The organism is Nocardia sp. NPDC049149 (assembly GCF_043197455.1).
In the GTDB taxonomy this organism is placed as follows: Bacteria; Actinomycetota; Actinomycetes; order Mycobacteriales; family Mycobacteriaceae; genus Nocardia.
The window spans coordinates 571,361-596,900 of record NZ_JBICTD010000002.1 but is presented as its reverse complement, the minus strand read 5'-3'; the positions used below and the strand labels follow the sequence as shown (position 1 = coordinate 596,900).

26 protein-coding genes are annotated in these 25,540 nt (G+C 67.2%); 15 read left to right on the top strand and 11 right to left on the bottom strand.

Translation table 11 applies throughout. From position 1 onward, the window contains the following. Nucleotides 1-16: 16 nt before the first annotated feature. A complete protein-coding gene (locus ACGFNJ_RS08465; protein ID WP_393444901.1) occupies nucleotides 17-1,402 on the bottom strand; it encodes a cation:dicarboxylate symporter family transporter in 1,386 nt (461 codons plus the stop codon). 121 nt (nucleotides 1,403-1,523) lie between these two features. Between ACGFNJ_RS08465 and ACGFNJ_RS08460 the strand changes: the two genes are divergently transcribed. Continuing rightward, entirely contained in the window at nucleotides 1,524-3,110 is a 1,587-nt protein-coding gene (locus ACGFNJ_RS08460; RefSeq protein ID WP_393444899.1) for an ATP-binding protein, read from the top strand. Continuing rightward, nucleotides 3,107-3,805 (top strand): response regulator, encoded by a 699-nt coding sequence (locus tag ACGFNJ_RS08455; RefSeq protein WP_069163985.1) that lies wholly within the window; start codon nucleotides 3,107-3,109, stop codon nucleotides 3,803-3,805. Before ACGFNJ_RS08460 ends, ACGFNJ_RS08455 begins: the two co-directional genes overlap by 4 nt. Before the next feature lie 21 nt (nucleotides 3,806-3,826). Here ACGFNJ_RS08455 and ACGFNJ_RS08450 read toward each other — a convergent pair whose 3' ends face one another. Then, a complete protein-coding gene (locus ACGFNJ_RS08450) occupies nucleotides 3,827-4,042 on the bottom strand; it encodes a DUF4287 domain-containing protein (RefSeq protein ID WP_393444897.1) in 216 nt (71 codons plus the stop codon). Between the two features lie 141 nt (nucleotides 4,043-4,183). Next, nucleotides 4,184-4,591, bottom strand: a complete 408-nt coding sequence (locus ACGFNJ_RS08445; RefSeq protein WP_393444895.1) for a DUF4267 domain-containing protein — start codon at nucleotides 4,589-4,591, stop codon at nucleotides 4,184-4,186. A 121-nt stretch (nucleotides 4,592-4,712) separates the two neighbouring features. On the opposite strand from ACGFNJ_RS08445, the gene ACGFNJ_RS08440 reads away from it, so the two are divergent. Both ACGFNJ_RS08440 and ACGFNJ_RS08435 read left to right on the top strand, forming a co-directional pair. Further along, nucleotides 4,713-5,303, top strand: a complete 591-nt coding sequence (locus ACGFNJ_RS08440) for a TetR/AcrR family transcriptional regulator (protein ID WP_393444893.1) — start codon at nucleotides 4,713-4,715, stop codon at nucleotides 5,301-5,303. A 167-nt stretch (nucleotides 5,304-5,470) separates the two neighbouring features. Further along, on the top strand, nucleotides 5,471-6,925 hold the full coding sequence (locus tag ACGFNJ_RS08435; RefSeq protein ID WP_393444891.1) for a phytoene desaturase family protein: 1,455 nt from the start codon (nucleotides 5,471-5,473) through the stop codon (nucleotides 6,923-6,925). A gap of 3 nt (nucleotides 6,926-6,928) precedes the next feature. On the opposite strand, the gene ACGFNJ_RS08430 is transcribed toward ACGFNJ_RS08435, so the two are convergent. The 7 genes from ACGFNJ_RS08430 to ACGFNJ_RS08400 all read right to left on the bottom strand — a co-directional run bounded on the left by ACGFNJ_RS08430 (nucleotide 6,929) and on the right by ACGFNJ_RS08400 (nucleotide 13,641). Next, on the bottom strand, nucleotides 6,929-7,849 hold the full coding sequence (locus tag ACGFNJ_RS08430; protein ID WP_393444889.1) for a cation diffusion facilitator family transporter: 921 nt from the start codon (nucleotides 7,847-7,849) through the stop codon (nucleotides 6,929-6,931). 87 nt (nucleotides 7,850-7,936) lie between these two features. Next, nucleotides 7,937-9,154, bottom strand: coding sequence for a mannose-6-phosphate isomerase, class I (manA, locus tag ACGFNJ_RS08425; protein WP_393444887.1), 1,218 nt, complete (start codon nucleotides 9,152-9,154; stop codon nucleotides 7,937-7,939). Next, complete coding sequence (locus tag ACGFNJ_RS08420; RefSeq protein WP_393444885.1) at nucleotides 9,154-10,356, bottom strand: tobH protein; 1,203 nt, start codon at nucleotides 10,354-10,356, stop codon at nucleotides 9,154-9,156. The genes manA and ACGFNJ_RS08420 overlap by 1 nt, the downstream gene beginning before the upstream one ends. A gap of 229 nt (nucleotides 10,357-10,585) precedes the next feature. Continuing rightward, on the bottom strand, nucleotides 10,586-11,962 hold the full coding sequence (locus tag ACGFNJ_RS08415) for a phosphomannomutase/phosphoglucomutase (RefSeq protein WP_393444883.1): 1,377 nt from the start codon (nucleotides 11,960-11,962) through the stop codon (nucleotides 10,586-10,588). A gap of 97 nt (nucleotides 11,963-12,059) precedes the next feature. Further along, complete coding sequence (locus tag ACGFNJ_RS08410) at nucleotides 12,060-12,440, bottom strand: DUF3499 domain-containing protein (protein ID WP_069163976.1); 381 nt, start codon at nucleotides 12,438-12,440, stop codon at nucleotides 12,060-12,062. Nucleotides 12,441-12,671: 231 nt separating this feature from the next. Beyond that, nucleotides 12,672-13,151 (bottom strand): metallopeptidase family protein, encoded by a 480-nt coding sequence (locus tag ACGFNJ_RS08405; RefSeq protein WP_167837707.1) that lies wholly within the window; start codon nucleotides 13,149-13,151, stop codon nucleotides 12,672-12,674. 256 nt (nucleotides 13,152-13,407) lie between these two features. Beyond that, entirely contained in the window at nucleotides 13,408-13,641 is a 234-nt protein-coding gene (locus ACGFNJ_RS08400; RefSeq protein WP_029901515.1) for a WhiB family transcriptional regulator, read from the bottom strand. 381 nt (nucleotides 13,642-14,022) lie between these two features. On the opposite strand from ACGFNJ_RS08400, the gene cofD reads away from it, so the two are divergent. From cofD to ACGFNJ_RS08360, 8 genes are all read left to right on the top strand, one after another. Beyond that, entirely contained in the window at nucleotides 14,023-15,171 is a 1,149-nt protein-coding gene (gene cofD, locus ACGFNJ_RS08395) for a 2-phospho-L-lactate transferase (protein WP_393444881.1), read from the top strand. An 11-nt stretch (nucleotides 15,172-15,182) separates the two neighbouring features. After that, on the top strand, nucleotides 15,183-16,550 hold the full coding sequence (locus tag ACGFNJ_RS08390) for a coenzyme F420-0:L-glutamate ligase (RefSeq protein ID WP_393445904.1): 1,368 nt from the start codon (nucleotides 15,183-15,185) through the stop codon (nucleotides 16,548-16,550). After that, entirely contained in the window at nucleotides 16,547-17,065 is a 519-nt protein-coding gene (locus tag ACGFNJ_RS08385) for an NUDIX hydrolase (RefSeq protein WP_393444879.1), read from the top strand. The genes ACGFNJ_RS08390 and ACGFNJ_RS08385 overlap by 4 nt, the downstream gene beginning before the upstream one ends. A gap of 193 nt (nucleotides 17,066-17,258) precedes the next feature. Further along, a complete protein-coding gene (locus tag ACGFNJ_RS08380) occupies nucleotides 17,259-18,506 on the top strand; it encodes an alkane 1-monooxygenase (protein ID WP_393444877.1) in 1,248 nt (415 codons plus the stop codon). Further along, the gene (locus ACGFNJ_RS08375; RefSeq protein WP_393444875.1) at nucleotides 18,503-18,676 is read left to right on the top strand and encodes a rubredoxin; all 174 of its coding nucleotides are present in this window, start codon (nucleotides 18,503-18,505) and stop codon (nucleotides 18,674-18,676) included. The genes ACGFNJ_RS08380 and ACGFNJ_RS08375 overlap by 4 nt, the downstream gene beginning before the upstream one ends. Next, a complete protein-coding gene (locus ACGFNJ_RS08370) occupies nucleotides 18,673-18,855 on the top strand; it encodes a rubredoxin (protein ID WP_069163970.1) in 183 nt (60 codons plus the stop codon). The genes ACGFNJ_RS08375 and ACGFNJ_RS08370 overlap by 4 nt, the downstream gene beginning before the upstream one ends. A 40-nt stretch (nucleotides 18,856-18,895) precedes the next feature. Beyond that, a complete protein-coding gene (locus ACGFNJ_RS08365; RefSeq protein ID WP_393444873.1) occupies nucleotides 18,896-19,516 on the top strand; it encodes a TetR/AcrR family transcriptional regulator in 621 nt (206 codons plus the stop codon). 193 nt (nucleotides 19,517-19,709) lie between these two features. After that, on the top strand, nucleotides 19,710-20,951 hold the full coding sequence (locus ACGFNJ_RS08360; protein ID WP_393444871.1) for an alkane 1-monooxygenase: 1,242 nt from the start codon (nucleotides 19,710-19,712) through the stop codon (nucleotides 20,949-20,951). A gap of 20 nt (nucleotides 20,952-20,971) precedes the next feature. On the opposite strand, the gene ACGFNJ_RS08355 is transcribed toward ACGFNJ_RS08360, so the two are convergent. Then, on the bottom strand, nucleotides 20,972-22,018 hold the full coding sequence (locus ACGFNJ_RS08355) for a glycerophosphodiester phosphodiesterase (protein WP_393444869.1): 1,047 nt from the start codon (nucleotides 22,016-22,018) through the stop codon (nucleotides 20,972-20,974). A 100-nt stretch (nucleotides 22,019-22,118) separates the two neighbouring features. Here ACGFNJ_RS08355 and ahcY point away from each other — a divergent pair, with 100 nt between their 5' ends. The 3 genes from ahcY to ACGFNJ_RS08340 all read left to right on the top strand — a co-directional run bounded on the left by ahcY (nucleotide 22,119) and on the right by ACGFNJ_RS08340 (nucleotide 25,525). Further along, the gene (gene ahcY, locus ACGFNJ_RS08350) at nucleotides 22,119-23,603 is read left to right on the top strand and encodes an adenosylhomocysteinase (RefSeq protein ID WP_393444867.1); all 1,485 of its coding nucleotides are present in this window, start codon (nucleotides 22,119-22,121) and stop codon (nucleotides 23,601-23,603) included. A 260-nt stretch (nucleotides 23,604-23,863) separates the two neighbouring features. Beyond that, nucleotides 23,864-24,817 (top strand): bacteriocin fulvocin C-related protein, encoded by a 954-nt coding sequence (locus tag ACGFNJ_RS08345; protein ID WP_393444864.1) that lies wholly within the window; start codon nucleotides 23,864-23,866, stop codon nucleotides 24,815-24,817. A gap of 60 nt (nucleotides 24,818-24,877) precedes the next feature. Next, nucleotides 24,878-25,525: a dTMP kinase gene (locus ACGFNJ_RS08340; RefSeq protein WP_393444862.1), complete on the top strand. Its 648-nt coding sequence runs from the start codon at nucleotides 24,878-24,880 to the stop codon at nucleotides 25,523-25,525. The last annotated feature ends 15 nt before the right edge of the window (nucleotides 25,526-25,540 follow it).

Here is a 25,540-nt window from a genome sequence, read left to right as displayed (position 1 = left end):
CGTGTTTCACAGGCAACTAGGCTGGAACCAGGTCCTTGGAATCCGGCTTCTGCTGCGGCTGCGCGCCGTGGTCGTTATCGACCATGGTTGTTTCATCGAACGGCAGCTTGCGGTCGAGGACATCCTTGACCTGAGCCTGATCGATGGTCTTGGTCCAGGTGCCGATCAGCACGGTGGCGACGGCGTTACCGGAGAAGTTGGTGAGCGCTCTGGCTTCGGACATGAAGCGGTCGATGCCGACGATCAAGCCGACGCCGTCGAGCAGTTCGGGCCGGTGACTCTGCAGACCACCGGCCAAGGTGGCCAGGCCTGCGCCGGTGACACCGGCGGCGCCCTTGGACGCGACGATCATGAACAGCAGCAAGCCGATCTGCTCGCCGAGACTCAGCGGTTTGTTCATCGCGTCCGCGATGAAAATAGACGCCATGGTCAGGTAGATTGCAGTGCCATCCAGATTGAATGAATACCCGGTCGGCACAACGACACCCACGGTCGTTCGCTCGACGCCCATGTGCTCCATCTTCGCGATCAGACGAGGCAGCGCGGACTCGGAGGACGACGTCGCGACGATCAGCAGGTACTCGCGCGCCAGGTAGCGGACAAGCTTCAGGATGGACACCCGCGACACGAGCCACAGCACGACACCGAGCACGCCGAAAACGAACACCAAGCAGGTCAGGTAGAACGCGATCATCAACGTTGCCAGCTCACCGACGGCCTTGAGGCCGGTCTTTCCGACTACGTTCGCGATCGCGCCGAACGCGCCGATCGGGGCGAGCCACAGAATCATCACCAGCACGCGGAAGACGAGCTTCTGCAGCAGCCCGATCCCGCGCAGGATCGGCTCACCGGTGGTGCCCATCGCCTGCAACGCGAACCCGACGAGCACCGCGATGAACAGCGCCTGCAACACGCTGCCCGAGGTCAGCGAGGAGAACATCGTCGTCGGCACGATGTTGGTGAGGAACTCCCAGGTACCGCCCGCCTTGTGTGCGGTATCCGCGAAGGCCGCGCCCTGCTTGGCGGTGGCGGCGCCGATGTTCAAGCCGTCGCCCGGCTGGATCAGGTTGCCGACGACGAGGCCGATGCCGAGCGCGAAGGTCGACATGACCATGAAGTATCCGATGGCCAACCCGCCGACCTTGCCGACGGTGGCCGCGGTGCGGATCGATCCGATGCCGAGCACGATGGTGCAGAAGATGACCGGCGCGATCATCATCTTGATCAGGTTGACGAAGATGGTGCCGAGCGGAGCGACAGAAACACCGAAGCTTGGCCAGGCGACACCGACGATGATGCCAGCGACGACCGCGACGATGACGGCCAAGTACAGCCAGTGGGTGCGGTCCCGCTTCTTCGGTGGCGCTTCGGGTGGTGCGACTTCGGGTGTTGCTTCGCTCATGTGTGGTGACGTCCTTCAGGTACCGACGTGAGGTCCCCCACGCCTTCCAGGCAGAATGATGGCCGTCCGGGTGACCCCGGTCACGGTTTGGTGCATTACGTTCAGTGGAGGAAAGTACCTAGTGAGACGCGGTCGGCTATCACTGGCCGGTCAGGCCTTCGCACTCCAGCTGATCGTGCTCATCCTCATGGTCGTCGTGGGCGCGGTCCTCGCAGTGCTGGACGCGCGACGCCACAGCGACTTGACCACCACCCGCGAAGTCAGGGATGTCGCCGTGAGTGTGGCTAAGGCGCCCTCCACCCTTCAGGCCGTGTACAGCACCAATCCCACGGCCATCTTGCAGCCGGTGACCGAGCGGACTCGGCTCGAGACCGGTATGGATTTCATCGTGGTGATGGCACCGGATCGGACCCGCTACACGCACACCAACCCGGACAACATCGGCAAGCCGTTCAGCGGAAACATCGACAGGGCGCTGGCCGGGGAGACCTTCACCGAGACCTTCACCGGCACTCTCGGGCCGTCGATCCGGGCGGTGACGCCGGTCTACGACTCGGGGAAGGTGGTTGCGCTGGTGTCTGCCGGGGTGACCCGCGCCAAGATCGGCGACCAGGTCGCCACGCAGTTGCCGGTCATCCTCGGTGTCGCCGCCGCGGGCCTGGTGGTGTCGGGCAGCGGCTCGTTCCTGTTGAGCAGGCGGCTGCGCAGGCAGACGCACGGGCTCGCGCCCGACGAGCTGCGCGCCATGTACGAGCAGCACGATGCCGTGCTGCATTCGATCCACGAGGGGCTGGTGGTCTTCGGCATCGCGGGCGAGCGGGCCGAGGTGGTCAACGACGAGGCACGCAGGCTGCTCGAGCTGCCCGCCGGCGAGGTGCGCCGCGGCGACCTTCCGGTGTCGATGCAGCAGATGAGCTGGGGTGTGGTGCGCGATGAGATGCACGTGACCAACGATCGGATCCTGCTCGTCAACCAGGACATCGTCACCTGGGAGGGCCGCCCCATCGGCACCGTCATGACGATCCGCGACCACACCGAATTGCGCACGGTGATGGGCGAACTCGACTCGGTGCGCAGCTTCGCCGAATCGCTGCACGCGCAGGCGCACGAATCGGCCAACCGGCTGCACACCGTGGTCACCATGGTCGAGCTCGGTCGCTATCGGGAGGCGGTCGAGTTCGCCACCTCGGAACTCGAACTCTCCCAGGCGTTGATCGACCGGCTGCTGGCTGCGGTCGGTTCGCCCGCGCTCGCGGCGCTGCTGCTCGGCAAGGTGAATCAGGCCACCGAGCGCAGCATCGAGCTGACCATCACCGAAGAGACCGCGCTCGACTCGATCGAGCCGCTGACACCGCAGGAGACGGTGACACTGGTCGGCAATCTCATCGACAACGCCATCGACGCCGCCGCGGACAGCACGGCGGGCTGGGTGGAGGTCACGGTGCGCCACCGCGACCTCGCCGCCGACGACGGTGCGGCAGAACCTGATTCGTGCCTGTTCGTGCGCGTCGCGGACAGCGGACCCGGCATGTCCGAGGAGACGTTCGCCCGCGCGTCACAGCGCGGCTATTCGACAAAGGCCGACCATCACGGGCTCGGCCTCGCGCTGGTTCACCGCCTGGTGGCCAGGCATGGGGGAACTATTCGTACCGAACTAGAGCCGGAAAGCGCGGTCACCGTGACGATTCCGCGAAAGGTTGCACAGTGATCCGGGTGTTGATCGTCGAGGACGAGCCACTCATCGCCGAGGCGCACCGCGCCTATGTCGACCGTATAGAAGGTTTCACCCCTGTCGGCGTCGCGCACACCGGTCGTGAGGCGATGCGGGCAGCCGCCGACGCCGCGGCCGAGGGGACGCCGATCGACCTGGTGCTCATGGATATCGGGCTCCCCGATGCCAGTGGACTCGATGTGGCCGCGGCACTGACCGGGCTCGCACCGCGTCCCGATGTCATCGCCATCACCTCGGCGCGCGATCTGGCCATGGTGCGCACGGCCGTCTCGCACGGCGTGGTGCTGTATCTGTTGAAGCCGTTCACCTTTGCCGCGTTCCGCGACAAACTCGACCGCTACCGCGAATTCCGCACCGCGCTGCCTGCCGGCGAAACCGCCGTCTCCCAGCACGACATCGACCGCGCCCTCAGCGCGCTGCGCACCCCTGACCAGCGCACCACCACACCCAAAGGTGTTGCCCCGCAAACCCTCGACGAAATATCCCGCACCGTCCGGGCGGCCCCGGACGGCATCACCGCCGCCGACACCGCCTCCACCATCGGCGTCTCCCGCATCACCGCGTGGCGCTATCTGGAGAAATTAGCCGACGACGGATTGGTCACTCGCCGTTCGGATTACGGCCGAGCGGGCCGACCCAAAACCCGCTACGTCTGGAAAACCAAGGCGTGAGCTGATTTTCGACGCGCCGCATCAGACGGCCCACTTTTCCGGGTTGAGGAAGTACTGGGTGAGGGCGGTGGCGTGGCCGTGGCCCATGGCGTGCTCGGACTTGAGCCATTCGACGAGGGGCTTATGCGCGGCGTGGCCGGAATCGCGCATGGCGGACTGCCATGCGTCGATGGTGCGGCCGTACTTGGCTTCGATGGCGGGGAAGTAGGACGCGGGGCCGTGCGGCTTGGTTGCCATGGTGCTCGTCTCCTGTGCTCGTGGTGTGTTCACCCGTATTGACCGGGCGGTCGCGAGGGATTCATCGCTGTGTGAGGTGGATCACCTGCAAAAGGCTGTGCCCCCGAATTGCTCGGGGGCACAGCGTTATCGGGTGGTGGGTCATGCGGCGACAGGCTTGGCTGCTGTCTGGTGTTCGCGGATCAGCAGTGCGCCGGTGAGGGCGACGAGGGCGGCGGTGAGGCCGTGGATGCCGAAGGCGGCGGCGGTGGAGCCGCTCCAGCTGAGCACGGTCAGCATGTCGCCGATCGGGACGAGGGCGATGACCAGGGTGGCGATGCCGAGCGCGTAGCGCTGTTTGGCGGCAAGCAGCACCAGGATCAGGACGCCGAAGACGGTGTCGCGCACGCCTTTCAGGTTCATGAAGGCGGCGGCATCGCCATCCGGCCACGCGGGGAGTCCGAAGCCTGGCGCGATGACGTCGGGGGTGAACAGGTAGCTGATGCCGATGTAGAGGATGAAGGCCGCGCCGGCGAGGGAGAGGGCGGTGGCGATGCGCGAGATGGTCATGGCGGGACTCCTTGTACGGATGCTGCTCAGTGCGTTGGTGCTCTGCAATCTAGCGGCGCTAGGTTCACGAGCAACGATAATGGAGCTTCGTTAGTTTGTCTAGCGCTGCTAGTATTCAGGCATGAGTGCTCAGACTCGCAAGGAACGCGAACGCGCCGACCGCCAGCAACGGATCATCGACACCGCGCGCGAACTCGCCGAGTCGCAGGGCTGGGAGGCGGTGACGGTGCGCAAGCTGGCCGAGCGCATCGAATACAGCCAGCCGGTGCTCTACAGCCACTTCGCGGGCAAAGCGGCGATCGTCGCGGCGGTCGCCGAACAGGGGTGCGCCGACCTTGCCGTCGCGCTGCACCGAGCGCACGCCGAAGCCGACGGGCCCGCCGCCGCGCTGGCCGCGGTCGCCCAGACCTACCTGGATTTCGCGGCCGCCAATCCCGCCCTCTACGACGCCATCTTCGTGATGAACGTCGACCTCGTCTTCGGGCTGGAGGCGAGCAAGCCGCTGCGCGACGCGTTCGCGGGACTGGAGAACATGTTCCGACCGTTCGTCGACCCGGCCGACCTCGGCGCGCGCACCGAGGTGGCCTGGAGCGCGCTGCACGGCCTTGCGACGCTGGATCGCAACAAGCGACTGCGTCCTGAGCTTCGCGAGCAGCGCCTCGCCATCCTCGTCGCCGAGTGGTTGGCCGCCGTCGGCGCGGATCCGGCGTGACGACGACGCGAATCCCGTTCTGGCTGGACCGAATCGGCGTTCGCCTCGGCCGGGCGGCGGTGACCGCCGACACCTCGGCCGGTGGACCGGCAGGTCAGCAGCTCGTGTGAGCGAACGCGCATGTCACGGGCCGAAGCGCGATGTGCGTGGCCCGGTAGCGTGGAGGCATGCCTGATGTTGTGGTCGTCGGATCCGGACCGAACGGGCTCGCCGCCGCGGTGATTCTCGCGAAGGCCGGGCTCTCGGTGGAGGTGTACGAGGCCGAGAACACGGCGGGCGGCGGGTCGCGGACCGCGGAGCTGACGCTGCCCGGGTTCCGCCACGACGTGTGTGCTGGCGCGCATCCGATGGCGTTCGCCTCCCCGTTCTTTCGCGCCTTCGATCTCGCGGCACACGGCGTCGAGCTGCTCGCGCCGCAGGTCTCCTACGCGCATCCGCTCGACGGCGGCACGGCAGGCGTGGCTTGGCGCGACCTGGAGCGCACCGCCGATGGCCTCGGTCGCGACGGTGACGCATGGCGCGCGCTGTTCGGGCCGCTGGTTCGCGACTGGGAGACCGTCGTCGACCTGGCGATGTCGGATCTGCGTCGGGTGCCCAAGGGTCTGCTGACCGCAACCCGGTTCGGGCTGCGCACCCTGGAGCAGGGAACGCCGTTGTGGAACACCAGGTTCGACGAGGAGCCCGCCGCCGCGCTGTTGACCGGCGTCGCCACCCACGCGATCACCCCGCCCCGTGCGGTGCCCGCCGCGGGCGCAGGCCTGTTGCTCGGCACGCTGGCGCACGCCGGAGGTTGGGTGCTGCCCAAGGGCGGCAGTCAAGCGATTCCCGACGCCCTCATCACCGAGCTGGAGCAGCTCGGCGGCCGGGTGCACGTCGGCAAGCGCGTCGACGCGCTCGGGCAGTTCGACGATGTCCGTGCGGTCGTGCTCGACACCGCCCCCGCCGAACTGATCCGGCTCGCGGGCAATCGGCTGCCGGACCGATATGTCCAGCGGCTCCGGCGTTTCCGCTACGGCGGCGCGGCATGCAAGGTCGATTTCGCGCTCTCGGGCCCGGTGCCGTGGCAGGCCGAGCACCTCGAGCTCGCGGGCACCTTGCACCTGATCGGCACTCGCGACGAGGCCATGACCGCCGAACGTGCCGTTGCCGCAGGCCAACACGCCGAGCGCCCCTACGTGCTCGCCATTCAACCCGGCGTGGTCGACCCGACCCGCGCGCCCGAAGGCAAGCACACCTTCTACACCTATGCGCACGTGCCCAACGGTTCCACCCGCGACATCAGCGCGGACGTCATCGCCCAGGTCGAGCGGTTCGCTCCCGGCTTCCGCGAGCTGATCCTCGCCAAGAACGTCTACACCGCGGCCGAACTGCCTTCGCACAACGCCAATTACATCGGCGGCGACATCTCGGCGGGCGCGATGACCCTGCGCCAGTTCGCCTTCCGTCCCACCCCGCGCTGGAACCCCTACGCCACACCGCTTTCCGGCGTCTACCTGTGTTCCGCCTCCACCCCGCCGGGGCCGGGCGTGCACGGCATGTCCGGCGTGCACGCCGCCGGGCACGTGCTGCGTCAGCGGTTCGGCATCGACGCCGACCCGCTCGAGCTGGTGCGCGCGGGGTAGGCGCTATCCGCGTTCGGCGCGGTAGAGGTCGGGCTCGAGATAGATGACGCGGGCCGCGGGGACCGCGGCACGCACCCGCGCCTCGGCGTCGTCGATCGCGGCGGCCAGCGCCTCGACATCGAGGCCGGGCACCGCGCCGATCTTGGCCGCCACCAAAAGCTCGTCGGGGCCGAGGTATTGGGTCTTGAGGTGGATCAGTCGATCGATGCGGGTGCCGTCGACGAGGTTCTCCCGGATGGCCACGTCCTCCGCAGGCGTCGCGCCCTCGCCGATGAGCAGGCTCTGCATCTCGATGATCAGGATGACGGCGATGACGCCGAGCAGCAGGCCGATGGCGAGGGTGCCGACACCGTCCCAGATCGGGTTCCCGGTGATCATGGTCAGGCCGACGCCGACGAGCGCGAACAGCAGACCGACCAGGGCGCCGGTGTCCTCCAGCAGCACCACCGGCAGCTCCGGGCTGCGCGAGGTGCGGATGAACCGCCACCAGCTCACGTCGCCCTTGATCGGCCGTGACTCCTTGACCGCAGTGGTGAAGCTGTAGGTCTCCAGCGCGATGGCGATGACCAGGATGACGATCGCGACGATCGGCGAAGTCAGGTCCTCGGGATGTTGGATCTTGTGAATGCCCTCGTAAATGGCGTAGATCGAGCCGATCGTGAACAGCACCAGCGCGACGATGAACGAGTAGAAGTAGCGGTTGCGCCCGTACCCGAACGGATGCAGCTGATCGGCCTCCTGTGCCGCGCGTTGCTGACCGAGCAGCAGCAGGCCCTGGTTGGAGGTGTCGGCCACCGAGTGCACCGCCTCGGCGAGCATCGACGCGGATCCGGTGATCGCCGCACCGACGAACTTCGCCACCGCGATTCCCGCGTTCGCCGACAACGCGGCGAGGATCGCCTTCTTGCCACCACCAGCCGACATGCCTTGGACGTCCTCTCTCCGAATTGCCCGATCCCGGCTAATTTAGCCTGTGCGGTCGTTCGGCTGCCCGACGACCGGCGCGATAGCTCAGACGGTGCCGACGCACGCGCAGAACAGTTGGGCGGCGCCGTCGAGCGCGCGGGCGCGGATATCGCTGTCCGCGGCCGAGATCCATGCGGCCGCGCCGCGCTCCAGCGTCAGCTCCGTCTCGCCCTGCCGCAGCCGCACCGACCCGGCCGTGCACAGCACGATGCCAGGGCCCGCTGCGGTGAGCGGCACCTGTGCCGACCCGGCGGTCAGATCGAAACGGCGCAGCGCGAACTCGGGTGCTGGCGTCCGGTACCGCACCGATCCGTCGCCCGCCGGTTCCGGCAGCACCACCGGCAGGTCGATCGGCTCGAAATCCAACACCCGCAACAACTCCGGCACATCGACATGCTTGGGCGTGAGCCCGCCGCGCAGCACATTGTCGGAGTTGGCCATGATCTCGACGCCGAGCCCGCGCAGGTACGCGTGCAGATTGCCCGCGGCGAGGAACAGTCCCTGTCCCGGTTCCAGCGTCAGCCGATTGAGCAGCAGCGCGGCGAGCACGCCCGCGTCACCGGGATACGCCTCGGCGAGTTCGAGCGCGGTACGCGCCTCTGCGGTGAACTCGCGCTTGCCTTTTCCGGACAGGTAGCGCACGCAGCCGTCGAGCACCGCGGGCAGCAGGGTCGCGAGCACCGGCTGCGGCAGCGTGATCCAGGTGGTGAACAGGGTGCGCAGGCCGTCGGAATCCGGTTCTGCGGCAAGCAGGTCGGCGAAGGAGGCGAGCCCGGGGACGTCGAGCGCGCGCAGCAGCTCGACGGTGCGGCGTGGGTCGCGGAAGCCGGCCAGCGCCTCGAACCGGTCCAGCGCGACCACCAGTTCCGGCTTGTGGTTCTCGTCGCGGTAGTTGCGCATCGGCGAGTCGAACGGCACCTTGGTGCGGTTCTCCCGCTCGAAACCGGCACGTGCCTGTGCCGTGCTCGGATGCGCCTGCAGCGACAGCGGCTCCTCGGCGGCGAGGATCTTCAGCAGGAACGGCAGTTTTCCGCCGAATTCCGTTGCCACCGGGCCTAATTCGCGATCCGGGTGGGCGGCGACGAACTCGAGCAGGGAACGGGAGCCGTTGGCGGTCTTGACATGCGCGGGATCGGCGGGGTGCGCGCCGAACCACAGTTCGGCCTCCGGATGCGCAGACGGTACTGGTCGGCCGCACAACTGAGCGAGCGCGGTGCGCGAGCCCCAGGCATACGAACGCAGCGCACCTACGAGTTCGTGCACTAGTAGTTGCCCCCGAACTGCCCTTGGTTGTCGGTGGCGATGCCACGGGTGCCGATCAGCCGCAGGTAGGCGGCGGCCATTTCCAGCCGGACGGCGAGCACCGCCAGCTGTTCGAGTTCGCCGCCGGTTGCAGGCGCTGGTTCCTCCTGGCGCGGCGGCACCGGCACCGAAGGATCGACAAGGCCGGTGTGCAGCAGATCGAGTTCGGCGTTCACCAGGTCGGCATCGACCAGGCTGGATCCGCCGCCGCCGAAGACCGCGATCCGGCGCCGCGCGGCCGCCTGGTCGGCGTCGGCGCTGACGACGAACACCCGGATCCGCTCGACCGGCACCGGCCCGTCGAGCTCCTCGTCGTGGAACAGCGGATCGAAACCGGGCGCGGATTCGCCTGCGGCCTCGACCATTCGGGACCTGGCTGCGACGGCCTCGGCCAGCTCCACCGCGGTGGACACCCGGCCCGCCGACTGCAGCAGCACCTCGGCGACGTGCTCGGCCAGCTGGGTCGCGGCGGGGGAGTCACCGGTGAGCACGATGCCACGCTGGTGCATCCGCGCGGCGAGCGTCTTGGCCGGATTGCGGAACATCTCGTTGGTCGGGCCTGCGCGCAATGCCTCGGCATCGAGCACATCGGCCAGTTCGGTCAGATCGGGCACAAAGGTGCCGCTGCGGGTCGGATCGACCGCCTGCAGCACGGCGATGCCGACGGCGAGGTAGCGCAGCAATCGATTGTGATCGAGCACCTGCACGCGCGGCGCGAGCACGGCGGCCCGGCCGGCCGTGACAGCACGCAGCGGTCCTTCGATCGGCGCGGCGACAACGACCTCGGCGCCGCGGCGCAGCGCCCGGTCGACGGCATCGAGCAGCCGCGGGTCGCCTGCATCGTCACCGGAGACGAGAACGACATCGAGGGGGCCGACCCACGGCGGTAACGCGGCGACGGGCACCACAGGCAGGCCTGCCCGGTCACCGAGGGCGGCGACGAGCAGGCTCGCGGCACGGGTGGCGCGGCCCGCGCCGGAGACGAGCACCACGCTGCGCGGGCGCAGACCGGCCAGGCGCGCGAGCGCGTCCTCGCCGACGGCTGCCGCGGTGGCACGGACCTGAGCGCCGCCAGAGGCGGCCGAGCGCAGGGCGCCGCCGGTATCGGCCGCTTCCAGCGAAGCGGCGTCATCGAGGTCGAGCACCGGAGTTCCAGCGATCATCGGGCGTCCCACCTCCCCTCATCGCGCTGAGTCGTTTCCGCCCTTGCTGCCACCCGGGTCAGCTGCCGCGCCGGGCCCGAGTCGGGCGAATCCAAGGCCTGTGATTCCACTATTCCAGTCAGGAGCGGACGATGCTCAGAATCTCGGCATCGGGTGGAGCCGTCTACTTCCCAGCTCTTCGCCGAATCCGAGGCGTGTGATTCCATCCGCCGTAATTCCACTATTCCAGTCAGGAGCGGACGATGCTCAGAATCTCGGTTACGAGTGCGTCTACTTCCTCCGGCGATCGGGCCTCGACGTTGAGCCTGAGCAACGGTTCGGTATTCGACGCGCGCAGATTGAACCAGGCGTCGTCGGCAAGCTGCACGGTCACGCCGTCCAGCCTATCGACCGCGACCGTCCGGTCCCCGAATGCCTCCACTACCGCCATCGTCCGCTCCTTCGCGTCCGCCACTGTGGAGTTGATCTCGCCGGAGGCCGCATATGTTTCGTAGGCGGCCATGAGCTCGGACACCGGCCGGTCCTTCTCGCCGAGCGCGGCGAGCACGTGCAGCGCGGCGAGCATGCCGGAGTCCGCGCCCCAGAAGTCGCGGAAGTAGTAGTGCGCGGAGTGCTCACCGCCGAATACCGCGCCGGTCGAGGCCATCTGCTGCTTGATGAACGAGTGGCCGACCCTGGTGCGCACCGGCGTGCCGCCGAGTTCGGTGACGAGTTCGGGCACCGCCCGCGAGGTGATCAGGTTGTGGATGATGACCCCGCCGGGCTCCTTGGCCAGTGCCCGCTCTGCGACCAGCGCGGTGATCGCCGACGGGGACACCGGGTCGCCCTTCTCGTCCACCACGAAGCAGCGATCGGCGTCGCCGTCGAAGGCGAGCCCGATGTCGGCGCCCGACTTGACCACCAGGTCCTGCAGGTCGACCAGGTTCTTCGGGTCGAGCGGGTTGGCCTCGTGGTTGGGGAAGGAACCGTCCAGGTCGAAGTACAGCGGGACGACGGTCACCTGCGGCAGCGTGGCGAACACCGCGGGCACGGTGTGCCCGCCCATGCCGTTGCCCGCATCCACCGCGACGGTGAGCGGGCGGACCTCGCCGAGGTCGACCAGCGTGCGCAGGAACGCCGCGTAGTCGGCGAGCAGGTCGGTCGTCGTCTCGGTGCCGCGCTGGCCGTCGTAGCCGGGGACGCCCTCGGTGACCTCGGTCTTGATGGTCGCCAGGCCCGTGTCCTGGCCCACCGGAAGGGCTTTGGCGCGGCACATCTTGATGCCGTTGTACTTGGCCGGATTGTGGCTGGCGGTGAACATGGCGCCGGGGCAGTCCAGGCTGCCCGACGCGAAGTACAGCTGGTCGGTGGACGCGAGCCCGATGTGCACCACGTCGAGCCCCTGCGCGAGCACACCGTCGGCGAAGGCCTGCGCCAGCCCGGGCGAGGATTCGCGCATATCGTGTCCGATGACCGCCCGCCGCGCGCCTTCCGCGCGCATCAGCCTGGCGAACGAAGCGCCGACGTCCCTGACGAATTCGGCGTCGATCTGTTCGCCGACCACGCCGCGAACGTCGTAGGCCTTGATCACCGCGTTGACGAATTCGGCAGAGCGGGCGACAGTCATGACCAACACCCTAGAGGGAGACGGCAGTCGGTGAAGCCGACGGGGGTGGGCAAGTTCAGCCGATGGTCGTCAACAGGGGGCACCCATCGAATCTTGGTCAGGACGGCGGGTCGGGGAGTACCCGGAGGTGGCCGCGGCGACCGGTGCGGGTGGTGCGCGGCGGCGGTGGGGTGTAGTCGCGGTAGCCGCGCTGGTCGGGCTCGGGCGGGCGGCGGCGCAGGCCTGCCTCGCGGACCGCTTCGGCGAGTGCGGTCAGATCGTCGTCATCCGGTGTGCTGGACGAGAATCCGCCTTCGTGGCGGACCATTTCCCAGCCTTTCGGTGCGGTGATCCGGGAGCCGTGTGTTTCGCAGAGGTCCCAGGAGTGTGGTTCGGCGACGGTCGCGAGTGGTCCGACGACGGCGGTCGAGTCCGAGTACACATAGGTGAGCGTCGCGACGGCCGGATTCTTGCAACCTGGACGGCAGCAACGACGCATGGGGATCACGACGATGAGAGTAACCCCCCTGGCGGCCCGATGTGGATAGACACGCTCAGGAATCGGGCAATTACTCCCACCGTTGCGGGGTGCCGCACGTGGGTGGGAGGGTGCCGGGTGCCTCGTGCGGACCTGGTGCCCGCGGTACCGGGTCCGACCCGGTTGTGCTCCTCGGTTATCGCTGCTCGCAACAACATTCGTTACCGGCACCCGCGCGGCTTGGTGTGATTTCTACTCCGGTTCCGGATCGATGAGGTCCGGGTCGACGCCGAGGTAGGTGGCGATCTGCTGGACCAGGACCTCGCGCAGCAGCTCGACCAGATCGTCGGGATCGCTCGCGCGCAGCTCGAGTGGTTTGCGGAACAGCACCACCCTGGCTCGGGTGGCCGCGCCGTGCCGGTCGACGCCTGCCGGGATGAGCCGGGACAGCGGCACCGGACCGTCGGCGACGACCTCGTCCGGCCAGGTGACCGAATCAGGGTGCAGTGGACGGATTTTCGGCACATCGTCGACCGCGATGTCGAGTTTGGTCAGCCGGTCGTGCCAGCGGGTGTCCAGCGGTGCGAACGCCTCGAGCACCAGCCGATCGAATTTCTGCCCCCTGGTCCGCCAGGCGGGCACCGTCGGCGGCAACATCGGGCCTCGCACGCCGCGACCACGGCGGATCACCGACCGCGCGGTCGGTGGACGACGATTCCGGGAACGCACCATGGTTAAAACCTAGTCACGCCGTCTCGCGGACGCGCATCCAGTGGGTGCCACCTCGGTCACTATGCGGACCAGGTTCGGCGGGACGGCCCCGCGGCCGGGCAGGAGGGCCGGGACGCGGGCGGGGTGCTACCGGGGCGTTGAGGGCGAAGACGCCGACCCGGTCGCACCCCCCAAGTTATCCGGGTGTGCACGAGACTTGTTGTCGCCGTGGCGACTTGTCGCGTGTGCGGATAACTCGGGGGCCAACCCCAAGTTTCTAGCCGATACCGCGCTTCAGGCGGCGACGCTCCCGTTCGGAGAGGCCACCCCAGATACCGAAGCGTTCATCGTGTGCGAGTGCGTACTCCAGGCACTCGTCGCGTACCTCGCAGCCCATGCAGATCCGTTTCGCCTCGCGGGTCGAGCCGCCCTTCTCTGGGAAGAACGCCTCCGGATCGGTCTGCGCGCACAGGGCACGCTCTTGCCACTGCTCTTCGATGGATTCGAACATCTCGTCGAAGCCCGTGACGACCAGGCTGAGTCGGGGTGCCGAGATCCCGTCACCCGTGCTGTGCCCAGGCGTCAGGACTTCCTCACCCCCCTCGCGATCGATCCAGCCGTTGTCTGTGCAGACGCCACGTGCTGCGCCTGCTGTGGAATCGGTCGGCGAGACCATCTCGTTGGCCACCGCTCCGCCTCCTCACTGTGTGTTAGCGCAGAATGATTCGTTCCGTCGGACCAACACGCCTACCGACGGCCATACCCCGCGACGTTGTCCCGCGGACGTCCCCGAGCTCGTCATCCCGATGCGAACATCTGTTCGAAAAGCCGTTCGCGCCTTGCACTCTCGCGCGAACCCGAAATGACATGACTGTGATTAGACACGCCGGACGTGTCGATGGTCAAGCCGCCGTCGCTATTCCGTTACTATCCGCGAACGGCTTCCAAGATGATCTTGAGGCCGAGTAGGGCAAATGACCAGCAACTACATGCTGACGATCGCCTGCTCGAGCAACGCATAGGCTGTGCGGATGTGAGTGTTCATGAAGCGGATACCGAACCGACCACCGGGCCTCGGATCGCCGTTCTGGTCGGGGGTGTCGGCGGAGCGCGGTTCCTCCAGGGCGTAAGGGAACTGCTGCCCGATGCCGACGTCTCGGCGATCGTCAACGTCGGTGACGACGTCTGGATGCACGGCCTCCGGATCTGTCCTGACCTCGATACCTGCATGTACACCCTGGGTGGCGGCATCGACACCGACCGGGGCTGGGGCAGGCTCGGGGAAACCTGGCACGCGAAAGAAGAGCTGGCGAAGTATCACGCGCAGCCGGATTGGTTCGGCCTCGGCGATCGCGATATCGCCACACATTTGGTTCGCAGTGAGATGTTGCGCGCGGGGTACCCGCTTTCCGCGGTCACCGAAGCGCTCTGCAACCGGTGGCAACCGGGCGTGAAACTGATCCCGGCAACCGACGATCGGTGTGAAACGCATGTGGTTGTGAGCGACGCCGACAACCCTGGCGAACGCCGCGCGATCCATTTTCAGGAGTGGTGGGTTCGCTATCGCGCGAACATCGAGACCTACGGATTCGCCACAATTGGGGCAGAAGATGCCAAACCAGCGCCAAATGTGACAGAGATCATAGAGTCCGCCGATGTGGTCTTGCTCGCTCCGTCGAACCCGGTGGTCAGCATCGGCGCCATCCTCGCGGTGCCCGGCATCCGCGGCGCACTGCGCACCACGGCGGCCAAAGTGATCGGCATTTCGGGCGTGATCGACGGAAAACCGCTGCGCGGCATGGCCGATGAGTGCCTGTCGGTGATCGGTGTCGAGACGACCGCGGAGGCGATCGGTCGCTACTATGGCGCCCGCTCGGCCACCGGCATCCTCGATGGCTGGCTGATCCACACCACCGACACCGCCGATGTGCCCGGCGTCGAGGTACGCAGCGTGCCGCTGCTGATGACCGATCCGCCGACGACCGCCGAGATGGTGCGAGAGGCGCTCGACCTTGCCGGCGTGAAGGAGCGAAGCGAGTGAACGACGAACACATCACCGCCGATCACCTTGCCGCCGAGGCAATTGTCGATCACGGGGCGAGTGAGCTGCGCATCCTGCCGATCACCGGGCTGCCCGAGTTCCGTCCCGGCGACGATCTCGCCGAGCACATCGCCGCGGCCGCGCCCTGGCTGGCCGACGGGGACATCCTCGTGGTCACCAGCAAGATCGTCGCCAAGGTCGAGGGGCGCATCGTCGAGGCGCCGCTGGATCCGGAGGAGCGCGACGCCGCGCGTCGGGCGCTGGTCGAGCAGGAGGCGGTGCGTGTGCTCGCGCGCAAGGGCCGCACCTTGATCACCGAGAACAAGCTCGGCATCGTGCAGGCCGCATCCGGCATCGACGGCTCGAATGTCGAACAGGGCGAATTGGTGCTGCTGCCTGCCGATCCCGACGCCAGCGCCACGGCCTTGCGCACCGCGCTCGGCACGCGGCTCGGCGTGCGGGTCGCGGTGGTCGTCACCGACACCATGGGCCGGGCGTGGCGCAACGGCCAGACCGACGCCGCGATCGGCGCCTCGGGTCTGCGGGTGCTGCACGACTACGCGGGCGCGGTGGACGGGCAGGGCAACGAGCTGCATGTCACCCAGGTGGCGATCGCCGACGAGCTGGCCGCCGCGGCGGATCTGGTGAAGGGCAAGCTCGGCGGCGTTCCGGTGGCCGTCGTGCGCGGACTGCCGGTGGTCGACGACGGATCGAGCGCCGCCGATCTGCTGCGCGGCGGCACCGACGACCTGTTCTGGCTCGGCACCGCCGAGGCGATCGAACAGGGGCGCCGCGAGGCGGTGCTGCTGCGCCGGTCGATCCGCCAATTCGCGGACGCCCCTGTCGATCCCGAGCGGATCCGGGCCGCCGTCGCGGTGGCGTTGACGGCTCCAGCGCCGCACCACACCCGCCCGGTGCGGTTCGTCTGGCTGCGCAAGGCGGGACTGCGCACGCAGCTGCTGACCGCGATGGCCGAGAAGTGGCGCGCCGATCTGACCGCGGACGGCCTGCCGCCGGAACGGGTGGAACGCCGAATCGCCCGCGGCCGTATCCTTTTCGATGCTCCCGAGGTGATCATTCCGTTCTGTGTGCCGGACGGCGCGCACGACTATCCGGACGAGCGCAGGCGCACCGACGAACGCACCATGTTCACCGTCGCGGTCGGCGCCGCGGTGCAGGGCCTGCTCGTCGCGCTGGCCACCGAGGGTCTCGGCAGCTGCTGGATCGGCTCGACCATCTTCGCGCCGGAGATCACCCGGGATGTTCTCGGCCTCGACGATGACTGGAATCCGTTGGGCGCCATCGCCATCGGTCACCCGATCGAGGAGCTCACGCCCCGACCGGTGCGCACCACCGGCCTCGGGCTGGTGGAACTGTGAGTGCGGAATCGCTGCGCGCCTCGGCCACTGAATTGCTCGAATCCTGGTCGCCGCCCGCGGGTTCGGATCAATCACTGCGGCAGGCGATGCTCGCGTTTCTCGGCGCGGCGCCGCGGGGGTGTCTGCGGGAACACGCGCCGGGACACATCACCGCCTCGGCGGTGGTCTTCTCGCACGACGAGCGCGAGGTGCTGCTGACCCTGCACCCGCGGGTCGGCAGCTGGATCCAGCTCGGCGGCCACTGCGAGGAGAGCGACGACACGGTGGCGGGCGCCGCGCTGCGCGAGGCCGTCGAGGAGTCCGGCATCGACGGGCTGCGCATGGAGCCGGAACTGTATGGCGCCCAGGCGCATCCGATCACCTGCTCGCTCGGCGTGCCGACCAGGCATCTCGATCTGCTGTTCCGGATCACCGCGCCCGCGGGCGCGGTGCCGGTGCGCAGCGCCGAGTCGACCGACCTGCGCTGGTGGCCGGTCGACGCGCTGCCCGAGAACGCCGACGTGCTGCTGCGCTAACCCCGCTGGACAACCAACCCACCTGAACGCCCTGGTCGGATACCCCTCCGACCGGGGTGTTTGCGTCTGCACCGATCCAGTTGCTTTACAAATCAGCAGATTTGTCTAGACAGGAGACAAATCGATCTCTATCGTCCAAATCAGAGGTAATGCACATCACACGTGATGTGCCGCTTTTGGATTGGAGACAACGATGTCGACTGAAGCCGACACGTCCGCGCAGCAGGCAGCCACGCCGGCCTGGCGCGATCGCAAGCGTTATATGTGGCTCTGGGGCCTGTTCGCCCCGACCGGTCTGTTCACCATCGGGATCCCGGTGATCTGGGCACTCAACGAGCTCGGCTGGCATCGGCTGGCGCAGGTGCCGTTCTGGCTCGGGCCGATCCTGGTGTACATCCTGATTCCGTTGGCGGACATCTTCTTCGGGCCCGACGGCGACAACCCGCCGGACGAGGTGATGGAGTACCTGGAGCACGACAGGTACTACCGCTACCTGACCTACCTGTACCTGCCCTTCCAGTACGCGACGCTGATCATGGCCTGCTACCTGATCACCGCGGACAACGTCAGCTGGCTCGGCATCGACGGCGGCCTGCACCTGGTCGACAAGATCGGGCTGGCGATCACCGTCGGCATGATCGGCGGCATCGGCATCAACACCGCGCACGAACTCGGCCACAAGAAGGTGCAGTTGGAGCGCTGGCTGTCCAGGATCGCGCTGGCTCAGTCGTTCTATGGGCACTTCTACATCGAGCACAACCGCGGCCACCACGTCCGCGTCGCGACGCCGGAGGATCCGGCGAGTTCGCGTGTCGGCGAGAGCTTCTGGGCCTTCTGGCCGCGCACCGTCTGGGGCAGCCTGATCTCGTCGCTGCGGTTGGAGAAGGCCCGGCTCGAGCGCCTCGGCAAGAAGCCGTGGAGCTTGCAGAACGAGGTGCTGAGCGCCTGGCTGATGTCGGCAGGGCTGTATGCCGTGCTGCTCGCGGTGTTCGGCATCGGCCTGCTGCCGTATCTGATCCTGCAGGCGGTGGTCGGCTTCAGCCTGCTGGAGGCGGTCAATTATCTGGAGCACTACGGCCTGGTCCGTCAGCGCACTGCGTCCGGTCGCTACGAGCGGCCCGCGCCGGTGCACAGCTGGAACAGCGACCACATCGTCACCAACATCTTCCTGTACCACCTGCAGCGGCACAGCGATCACCACGCGTATCCAACCCGGCGCTATCAGACTCTGCGTAGTTGGGACGGCGCGCCGAATCTGCCTGCGGGATACGCGAGCATGATCCTGCTCGCCTACTTCCCGCCGGTGTGGCGTCGGGTGATGGACAAGCGGGTGCTGGCCCACTACGACGGCGACATCGCGCGGGCGAACATTCAACCCGGCAAAAGGGACAAAGTGATTGCGCGCTATCAGGGCGGTGCGACCGGGGAGGTGCGGGCATGAGTCGGTATCGCTGCCCCGTCTGCGACTACGTGTTCGACGAGGCGAAAGGCGAGCCGCACGAGGGGTTTCCCCCGGGCACCCGGTGGGAGAAAGTCCCGGACGACTGGTGTTGTCCGGACTGTGGGGTCAGGGAAAAGATCGACTTCGAACCGATGGGAGTTCCGAAATGACCGAATTCAAGCTTTTTCAGTGCATTCAATGTGGCTTCGAATATGACGAGGCCGAGGGCTGGCCGGAGGACGGGATCGCGCCGGGCACCCGCTGGGACGACATTCCCGACGACTGGAGCTGCCCGGACTGTGGCGCGGCGAAGGCCGACTTCTTCATGGTCGAAATCGAACGGTCGTGAGGCTTTGACTGCGGGAACCGCCCGTGACAGTGTCGCGGGTATGCCACGCAACGGAACTCGTGTCCCCTATCCGGAGGCGGCGCGGGAGCTGTTGCGCACCTCGGTCCTCGACGCGATGCGCGAGCTGCTCACCGAGCGTGACTGGTCCAAGATCACGCTCGGTGACGTGGCGGCCAGTGCCGGGGTCAGCAGGCAGACGCTCTACAACGAGTTCGGTTCCCGCAGTGGGCTTGCCCAGTCCTATGCGCTACGCCTGGCCGACGATCTGGTCGATCATGTGGACGCGGCCATCGCGGGCAATGTCGGCGATGTCCGCGCCGCGTTCCGCGAGGGCATGACGAATTTCTTCACCGACGCCGCCGGAGATCCGCTGGTGCAGTCGCTGCTCGCAGGCGAGGTGAAATTGGATCTGTTGCGGCTCATCACCCTTGACGCCGGACCGTTGCTCGACCGCGCCACTGCGCGGCTTTCGCTGGCTTTCCAGCACAGCTGGGTCGCGGCGACGGCCGCCGAGTCCGACGTCATCGCGCACTCGCTCGTCCGGATCGCGTTGAGCTACATCCCGACGCCGCCGCGCGCGGGACGGGACGCGCCCGCGGAGTTGAGCGCGTTGCTGAGCCCCTATGTCGAAGCGATTTTGGCCGCTCGGATCGATCACTGATCTCTATACCAAAAACAGCAGTCGGTTTGCGCTGAGTAAGCCCCAGCTTCACTCACATGTGCGTCCGCTTAAAAACCAACCGGCAAGATTGTAATCCTGATCACGTTTCAACTGTCAAAGTCTGCAAAATGGTCGTACAGTCTGGAACTATTCTCGTACGTCGGAGACAGGGATTCTATTTAGCGGGAGAAACGTGCAAACGGCTGGCAAACTGCGGGTAGCAACCGATCCCAAACGGCACCTGTGGGTTTTCGGGCTGATCGCTCCACTGAGCGCGCTGTTGCCCTCGCAGCTCGTGTTGCGCACGGGCGCAACGGTGTTCTGGTGGATCGGTCCCATCATCGTGTTGATCATCATCCCGGTCCTCGACTGGGTTGTCGGCGAGGACGGCACCAATCCGCGCGATGAAGATTACGAGTTGCTGTCCAATGACCGGTATTACCGGTGGTGCACTTATTTGTTCCTTCCTGTTCAACTAATTGGTCTGCTCATTGCCTGCGCAATGTGGTCGGGTGCCGAGTTGAGTCTGGTCGACAAACTCGGTCTCGCCACGACCTTGGGATTTGTCAGCGGCATCGGCATCAATGCAGCGCACGAGCTCGGACATCGGGTCGAACACATGGAGCGCTGGCTGGCCAAGATCGCGCTGGCGCAGTCCTGCTACGGCCACTTCTTCGTCGAGCACAACCGCGGCCACCACGTCCGGGTGGCGACGCCGGAGGACCCGGCCAGCGGCCGGCTCGGCGAGACGCTGTGGGAGTTCCTGCCGCGCAGCGTGTTCGGCAGCTTCCGCTCGGCCATCGAGCTGGAACGGGTCCGCCTGGAGCGCAAGAACATGCGCTGGTTCAGCGTGCACAACCACATCCTGCAGGCGTGGTCGATGAGCGTGGTGCTGTTCGGCACGCTGATCGCGATCTTCGGCATCGGTCTGCTGCCGTGGCTGCTCCTGCAGGCCGTGATCGGTGCCGGGCTGCTGGAGACGGTGAACTTCGTCGAGCATTACGGACTGCTGCGGGCCAAGCGCGCCAACGGGAAATACGCGCGCTGCTCGCCGCGCGACAGCTGGAACAGCGACCGGCTCGTCACCAACATCTTCCTGTTCCACCTGCAGCGGCACAGTGATCACCACGCGAATCCGGGCCGTCGGTACCAGACCCTGCGCAGTTCGATGCAGGCGCCGCAGCTGCCCGCAGGCTACGCGACGATGATCCTGTTCGCGTTCCTCCCGCCGCTGTGGCGCGCGGTGATGGACCACCGGGTGCTCGAGCACTACAACGGCGACGTCACCCGCGCCAACATTCACCCGCGCATGCGCAAGAAGCTGCTGGCGAAGTACGGGCAGCCGGTCGGTGCGCCGAGCGTGGTGGAGCCTGTCGTGCGTGAGCCGAGCGTGCCGGTGGCGGAAGTGGAGATGCGGGAGTCCGGCGCGGCCTAGTCGTGGCGCCGGCCCCCGGTTCAGCGGTGGTAGGCAGGAGGTACGGGGAAACCCTTCTCCTGCAACACCTCTCGCATCCGGTCGGGGTAGTCGGTGATTACCCCGTCCACACCGGTGTCGATCTGCGCGGCGATCGTCGCCTTGTCGTTCACCGTCCACGGGATCACCCGCAGGCCGAACCCGTGCGCGCGATCGACGTAGGTCTTGTCGGCCACCAGCGCGAAGCCGGGCTGGCCTGCCTTCTTGCCGTAGGGAGTCGAGTAGCCCGGCGATACGGCGTTGGCGCCGAGCGCTTTCACCGCGGTCAGCGGATCGCCCGCGTGATCTTCGAAGCGAATGGGCCCGAGCCACTTCGATCCCGCGACGAAGGTGGTGTCGTCGTAGAGCGCCACCAACGGGATCGTCGGATCCGCCTTGCGCACCAGCGGCAGCGAACGCCAATCGAAGCTCTGAATGTCGACATTGCCCGTTTCGCCCGCCGCGGTGACCGCGGCAAGAATGACATCCACGAATTCCTGCGGCGTCGCCGACTGCTCGGGATGCTCCGCCTCCACTTTGGTTTCGATGTTGTAGCGCAGCCGAGCGCCTGGGTAGGACTTCACCAGATCGAACAGCGCGGGCAGGGTCGCGATGCGGTTGCCCGGCAGGCCCTGCTGCCCGGGGTAATCGGCGAGAGTTCGGCCACAGTCCAGCGTCTGGATCTGCCGGTAATTCAGCTCGTGCACCAGCTTGCCCACGTAGGGGAACTGCGGATCGTCCGCGGTCGCCGGTGCGGTGTCCGCGCACTTGGTCGCGAGGATGGTGGGGTCGTGCCAGATCAGCGGCACCTTGTCGGCGGTGAGCACGATGTCGAGTTCCAGTGTGCTGACACCGAGTTCGATCGCCTTGGCGAAGCCGGGCAGCGATTCCTCGACGGTCAGGCCGCGGCCGCCGCGATGTGCCTGCAGCTCCACGGTTCGCGGTGGGGTAGCGGGTGCGGAGTTCGACGAGTCGTCGCAGGCGGTGCTCACGCCGACGGCTAGCAGGCCGACGACGGTGGTCGTGACAATGGCGCGGAGGTTCGGCATCGCGCCAAGCTAGCAAGGGTGAGTACGGTGTACCCACCCGCCGCGCCAGCGACTAGCCTTGCGTGTTGGTACCGACTTCCAGGAGAGGCAGATAGAGGCTATGACGACCTCAGAACTTCCCGCGCGAACTTCGCTCACCGCCGATGTCCGCAATGGCATCGACTACAAAGTGGCGGATCTGGCGCTGGCCGAGTTCGGCCGTAAAGAGATCCGGCTGGCCGAGCACGAGATGCCCGGTCTGATGGCGCTGCGTCGCGAATACGCGGATGTGCTTCCGCTGAAGGGCGCGCGGATCTCCGGCTCGCTGCACATGACCGTGCAGACCGCCGTGCTGATCGAGACCCTGGTCGCGCTCGGCGCACAGGTGCGCTGGGCCTCGTGCAACATCTTCTCCACCCAGGACCACGCCGCCGCCGCGGTCGTCATCGGCCCGCACGGCACGATCGACGAGCCCAAGGGCACCCCGGTCTTCGCCTGGAAGGGCGAGACTTTGGAGGAGTACTGGTGGGCGGCCGAGCAGATGCTCACCTGGCCGAACGAGCCTGCCAACATGATCCTCGACGACGGCGGCGACGCCACCATGCTCGTGCTGCGCGGCGCGCAGTTCGAGAAGGCGGGCGTGGTGCCGCCGGAGGACGACACCCACTCGGCCGAGTACAAGGTGTTCCTGAACCTGCTGCGCGAACGCTTCGAGTCCGACAAGGGCAAGTGGAGCGCGATTGCGGATTCGGTGCAGGGCGTCACCGAGGAGACCACCACCGGCGTGCTGCGGCTCTACCAGTTCGCCGCGGCGGGCGAGCTGGTGTTCCCGGCGATCAACGTCAACGACTCGGTCACCAAGAGCAAGTTCGACAACAAGTACGGCACCCGCCACTCGTTGATCGACGGCATCAACCGCGGCACCGATGTGCTCATCGGCGGCAAGAAGGTGCTGATCTGCGGCTACGGTGACGTCGGCAAGGGCTGTGCGGAATCGCTTGCGGGACAGGGCGCTCGGGTGCAGGTCACCGAGATCGACCCGATCAACGCGCTGCAGGCGCTGATGGACGGCTACGACGTCGTCACCGTCGAGCAGGCCATCGGCAACGCCGACATCGTGATCACCTCGACCGGCAACAAGGACATCATCACCCTCGACCACATGAAGGCGATGAAGGACCAGGCCATCCTCGGCAACATCGGTCACTTCGACAACGAGATCGACATGGCGGCGCTGGAGCGCTCCGGCGCGGACCGGCTGAACATCAAGCCGCAGGTCGACCTGTGGACGTTCAAGGAGTCGGGCAAGGCGATCATCGTGCTGTCCGAGGGCCGCCTGCTGAACCTGGGCAACGCCACCGGCCACCCGTCGTTCGTGATGTCCAACAGCTTCTCCAACCAGGTGATCGCGCAGATCGAACTGTGGACCAAGCCGGACGAATACGACAACGAGGTCTACCGCCTGCCCAAGCACCTCGACGAGAAGGTCGCGAAGATCCACGTCGAGGCGCTCGGCGGCACGCTGACCAAGCTGACCAAGGATCAGGCCGAGTACATCGGCGTCGATGTCGACGGTCCGTTCAAGCCGGAGCACTACCGCTACTGAGATCCACGCGGCGCGGGTCTCCACAGTGAGATCCACGCACTGAGATTTCACCAGCACACTCGGCCGCCGGGAACCGAAAGGTCCCGGCGGCCTTGGTGTCTCGGCACCCCGACTGCCAACCCGACTGCCACTGCCAACCCGGCTGCCATGGTGGCGTTTCCGGCGGCGATTCCATTGATCGGTCCGCGTGTCATTCGTACTGTTGCGCTACCGATGCGGTCCGGCGAAGGGCTCGCCGGCGACTTTGGGGGTGTGCCGCAATGAATGACAACCGATGGATTCTGGCGTTCGATTCTTCCTGCGCCAAGTGCAGGCGAATTTCCGACATCGTCACGGAGGTCGCGGGTGACCGGCTGGACACCCGCCCGCTGACGGATCCGGAGGTGGTGCGGTGGCGGCACGACAGTCTCGGCCCGACCGCCGCGTGGCAGCCGACGCTGCTCCGGGTGACCGATACCGGCGTGCGCGGGTGGACGGGCGCCGCGCTCACCGTCCCGCTGGTGCGTCGGCTCGGGCTGCGTGCCGGAGTCAGGGTGCTCCGCGGGCTCGGTGAGTTCGCGCGCAGCGAGGCCGCAGCCGAGCGACCCGTCGCCGTCGGTCACTCGCGGCGCGGCGCGTTGCTCGCGGGGACCGGCGCCGTCTTCTTCGGTGCGATGATGCTCAGCCGTGGTTCGGGGTCGGCCGAGGCGGCCACGATCGACCGCTGGCTGCAGGCCAACCTGGCTTCGCTGCCGCGCGACCTCGACGAAATCTCCAGGTACCCAGTGGAATACCGCAGGGCGATGGTGCTGCAGCTGCCCGCCGAGGTGCAGAGCAGGTTGTGGACACAACATCTGGCCATGGCGCGTGCGGCACACGATCGGCTCTCACCCGCGCAGGACGCCGCGCTGCGCGCGGTCGAGAATCTGGCCGCCGACCCGAACTCGTTCCGCCGCGATCAATCCGTGGAACTGTCCGTGCAACTCGACACCGCGAGCGACCGCATGCGTGCCGAATTCGGCGACTCGGCGGCACGAAGGATCGTCGGCGTGCTCGGCCCCGACACCGCGGCCAGTGGTCTCGCCGTGGTGGCCAAGGAGCCCAACTGCGATTGCAGCGTGTCCAGCAACTGGTGCAGCAACAACCGCGGCTGCATCGGCACGGTGCCGCGTTGCAACCTGGGCAATGGCTGCGGAATCATCTGGTCGCGCTCCTGCAACGGACGGTGCGCGTAGGGATTCTCGACCCGTCGGCCTGGATCAGGCCGACGGGCAGTGACCGCTAGTCTGCTCGCTATGGGCGTGTTGATTGCGGTGGAAGGCCTCGACGGTGCGGGGAAACGCACCTTGATCGATGGCGTCGGCGCACAACTACAGGCGCGCGGAATCCGGCTGGCGACGCTGGCCTTTCCGCGCTACGGCCGATCGGTGCACGCCGATCTGGCCGCCGAGGCGCTGCGCGGTGGCCACGGCGACCTCGCAGGCTCGGTCAACGGCATGGCGTTGATGTTCGCGCTGGACCGATCGGGCGCCCGCGACGAGCTGTCGAAGCTGTTGGCGGATAACGACATCGTGGTGCTCGATCGGTACGTCGCCTCCAATGCCGCGTATTCGGCGGCCCGCCTCAGCGAGTCGGCGGACGGCGAAATCGTGCGCTGGGTGGGGGAATTGGAGTTCGGGCGATTCGAGCTGCCGGTGCCCGCCCTGCAGATGTTGCTGGACGTGCCGACCGAGATCGCCGCCGAGCGGGCGCGCCGCCGCGGCGAACTCGACGACAGCCGCGCGCTCGACGCCTACGAACGCGACGGCGGGCTGCAGCACCGCACCGGCGAGGTGTACCGTGAGCTGGCTGATCGTGACTGGTACGGCCCCTGGTGGAGATACCGATCCGGTGACGATCCAGCTACGGTGACCGCGCGATTCGCTGAACTTATTGCTCGATAGGGTTGGATGTGCCGC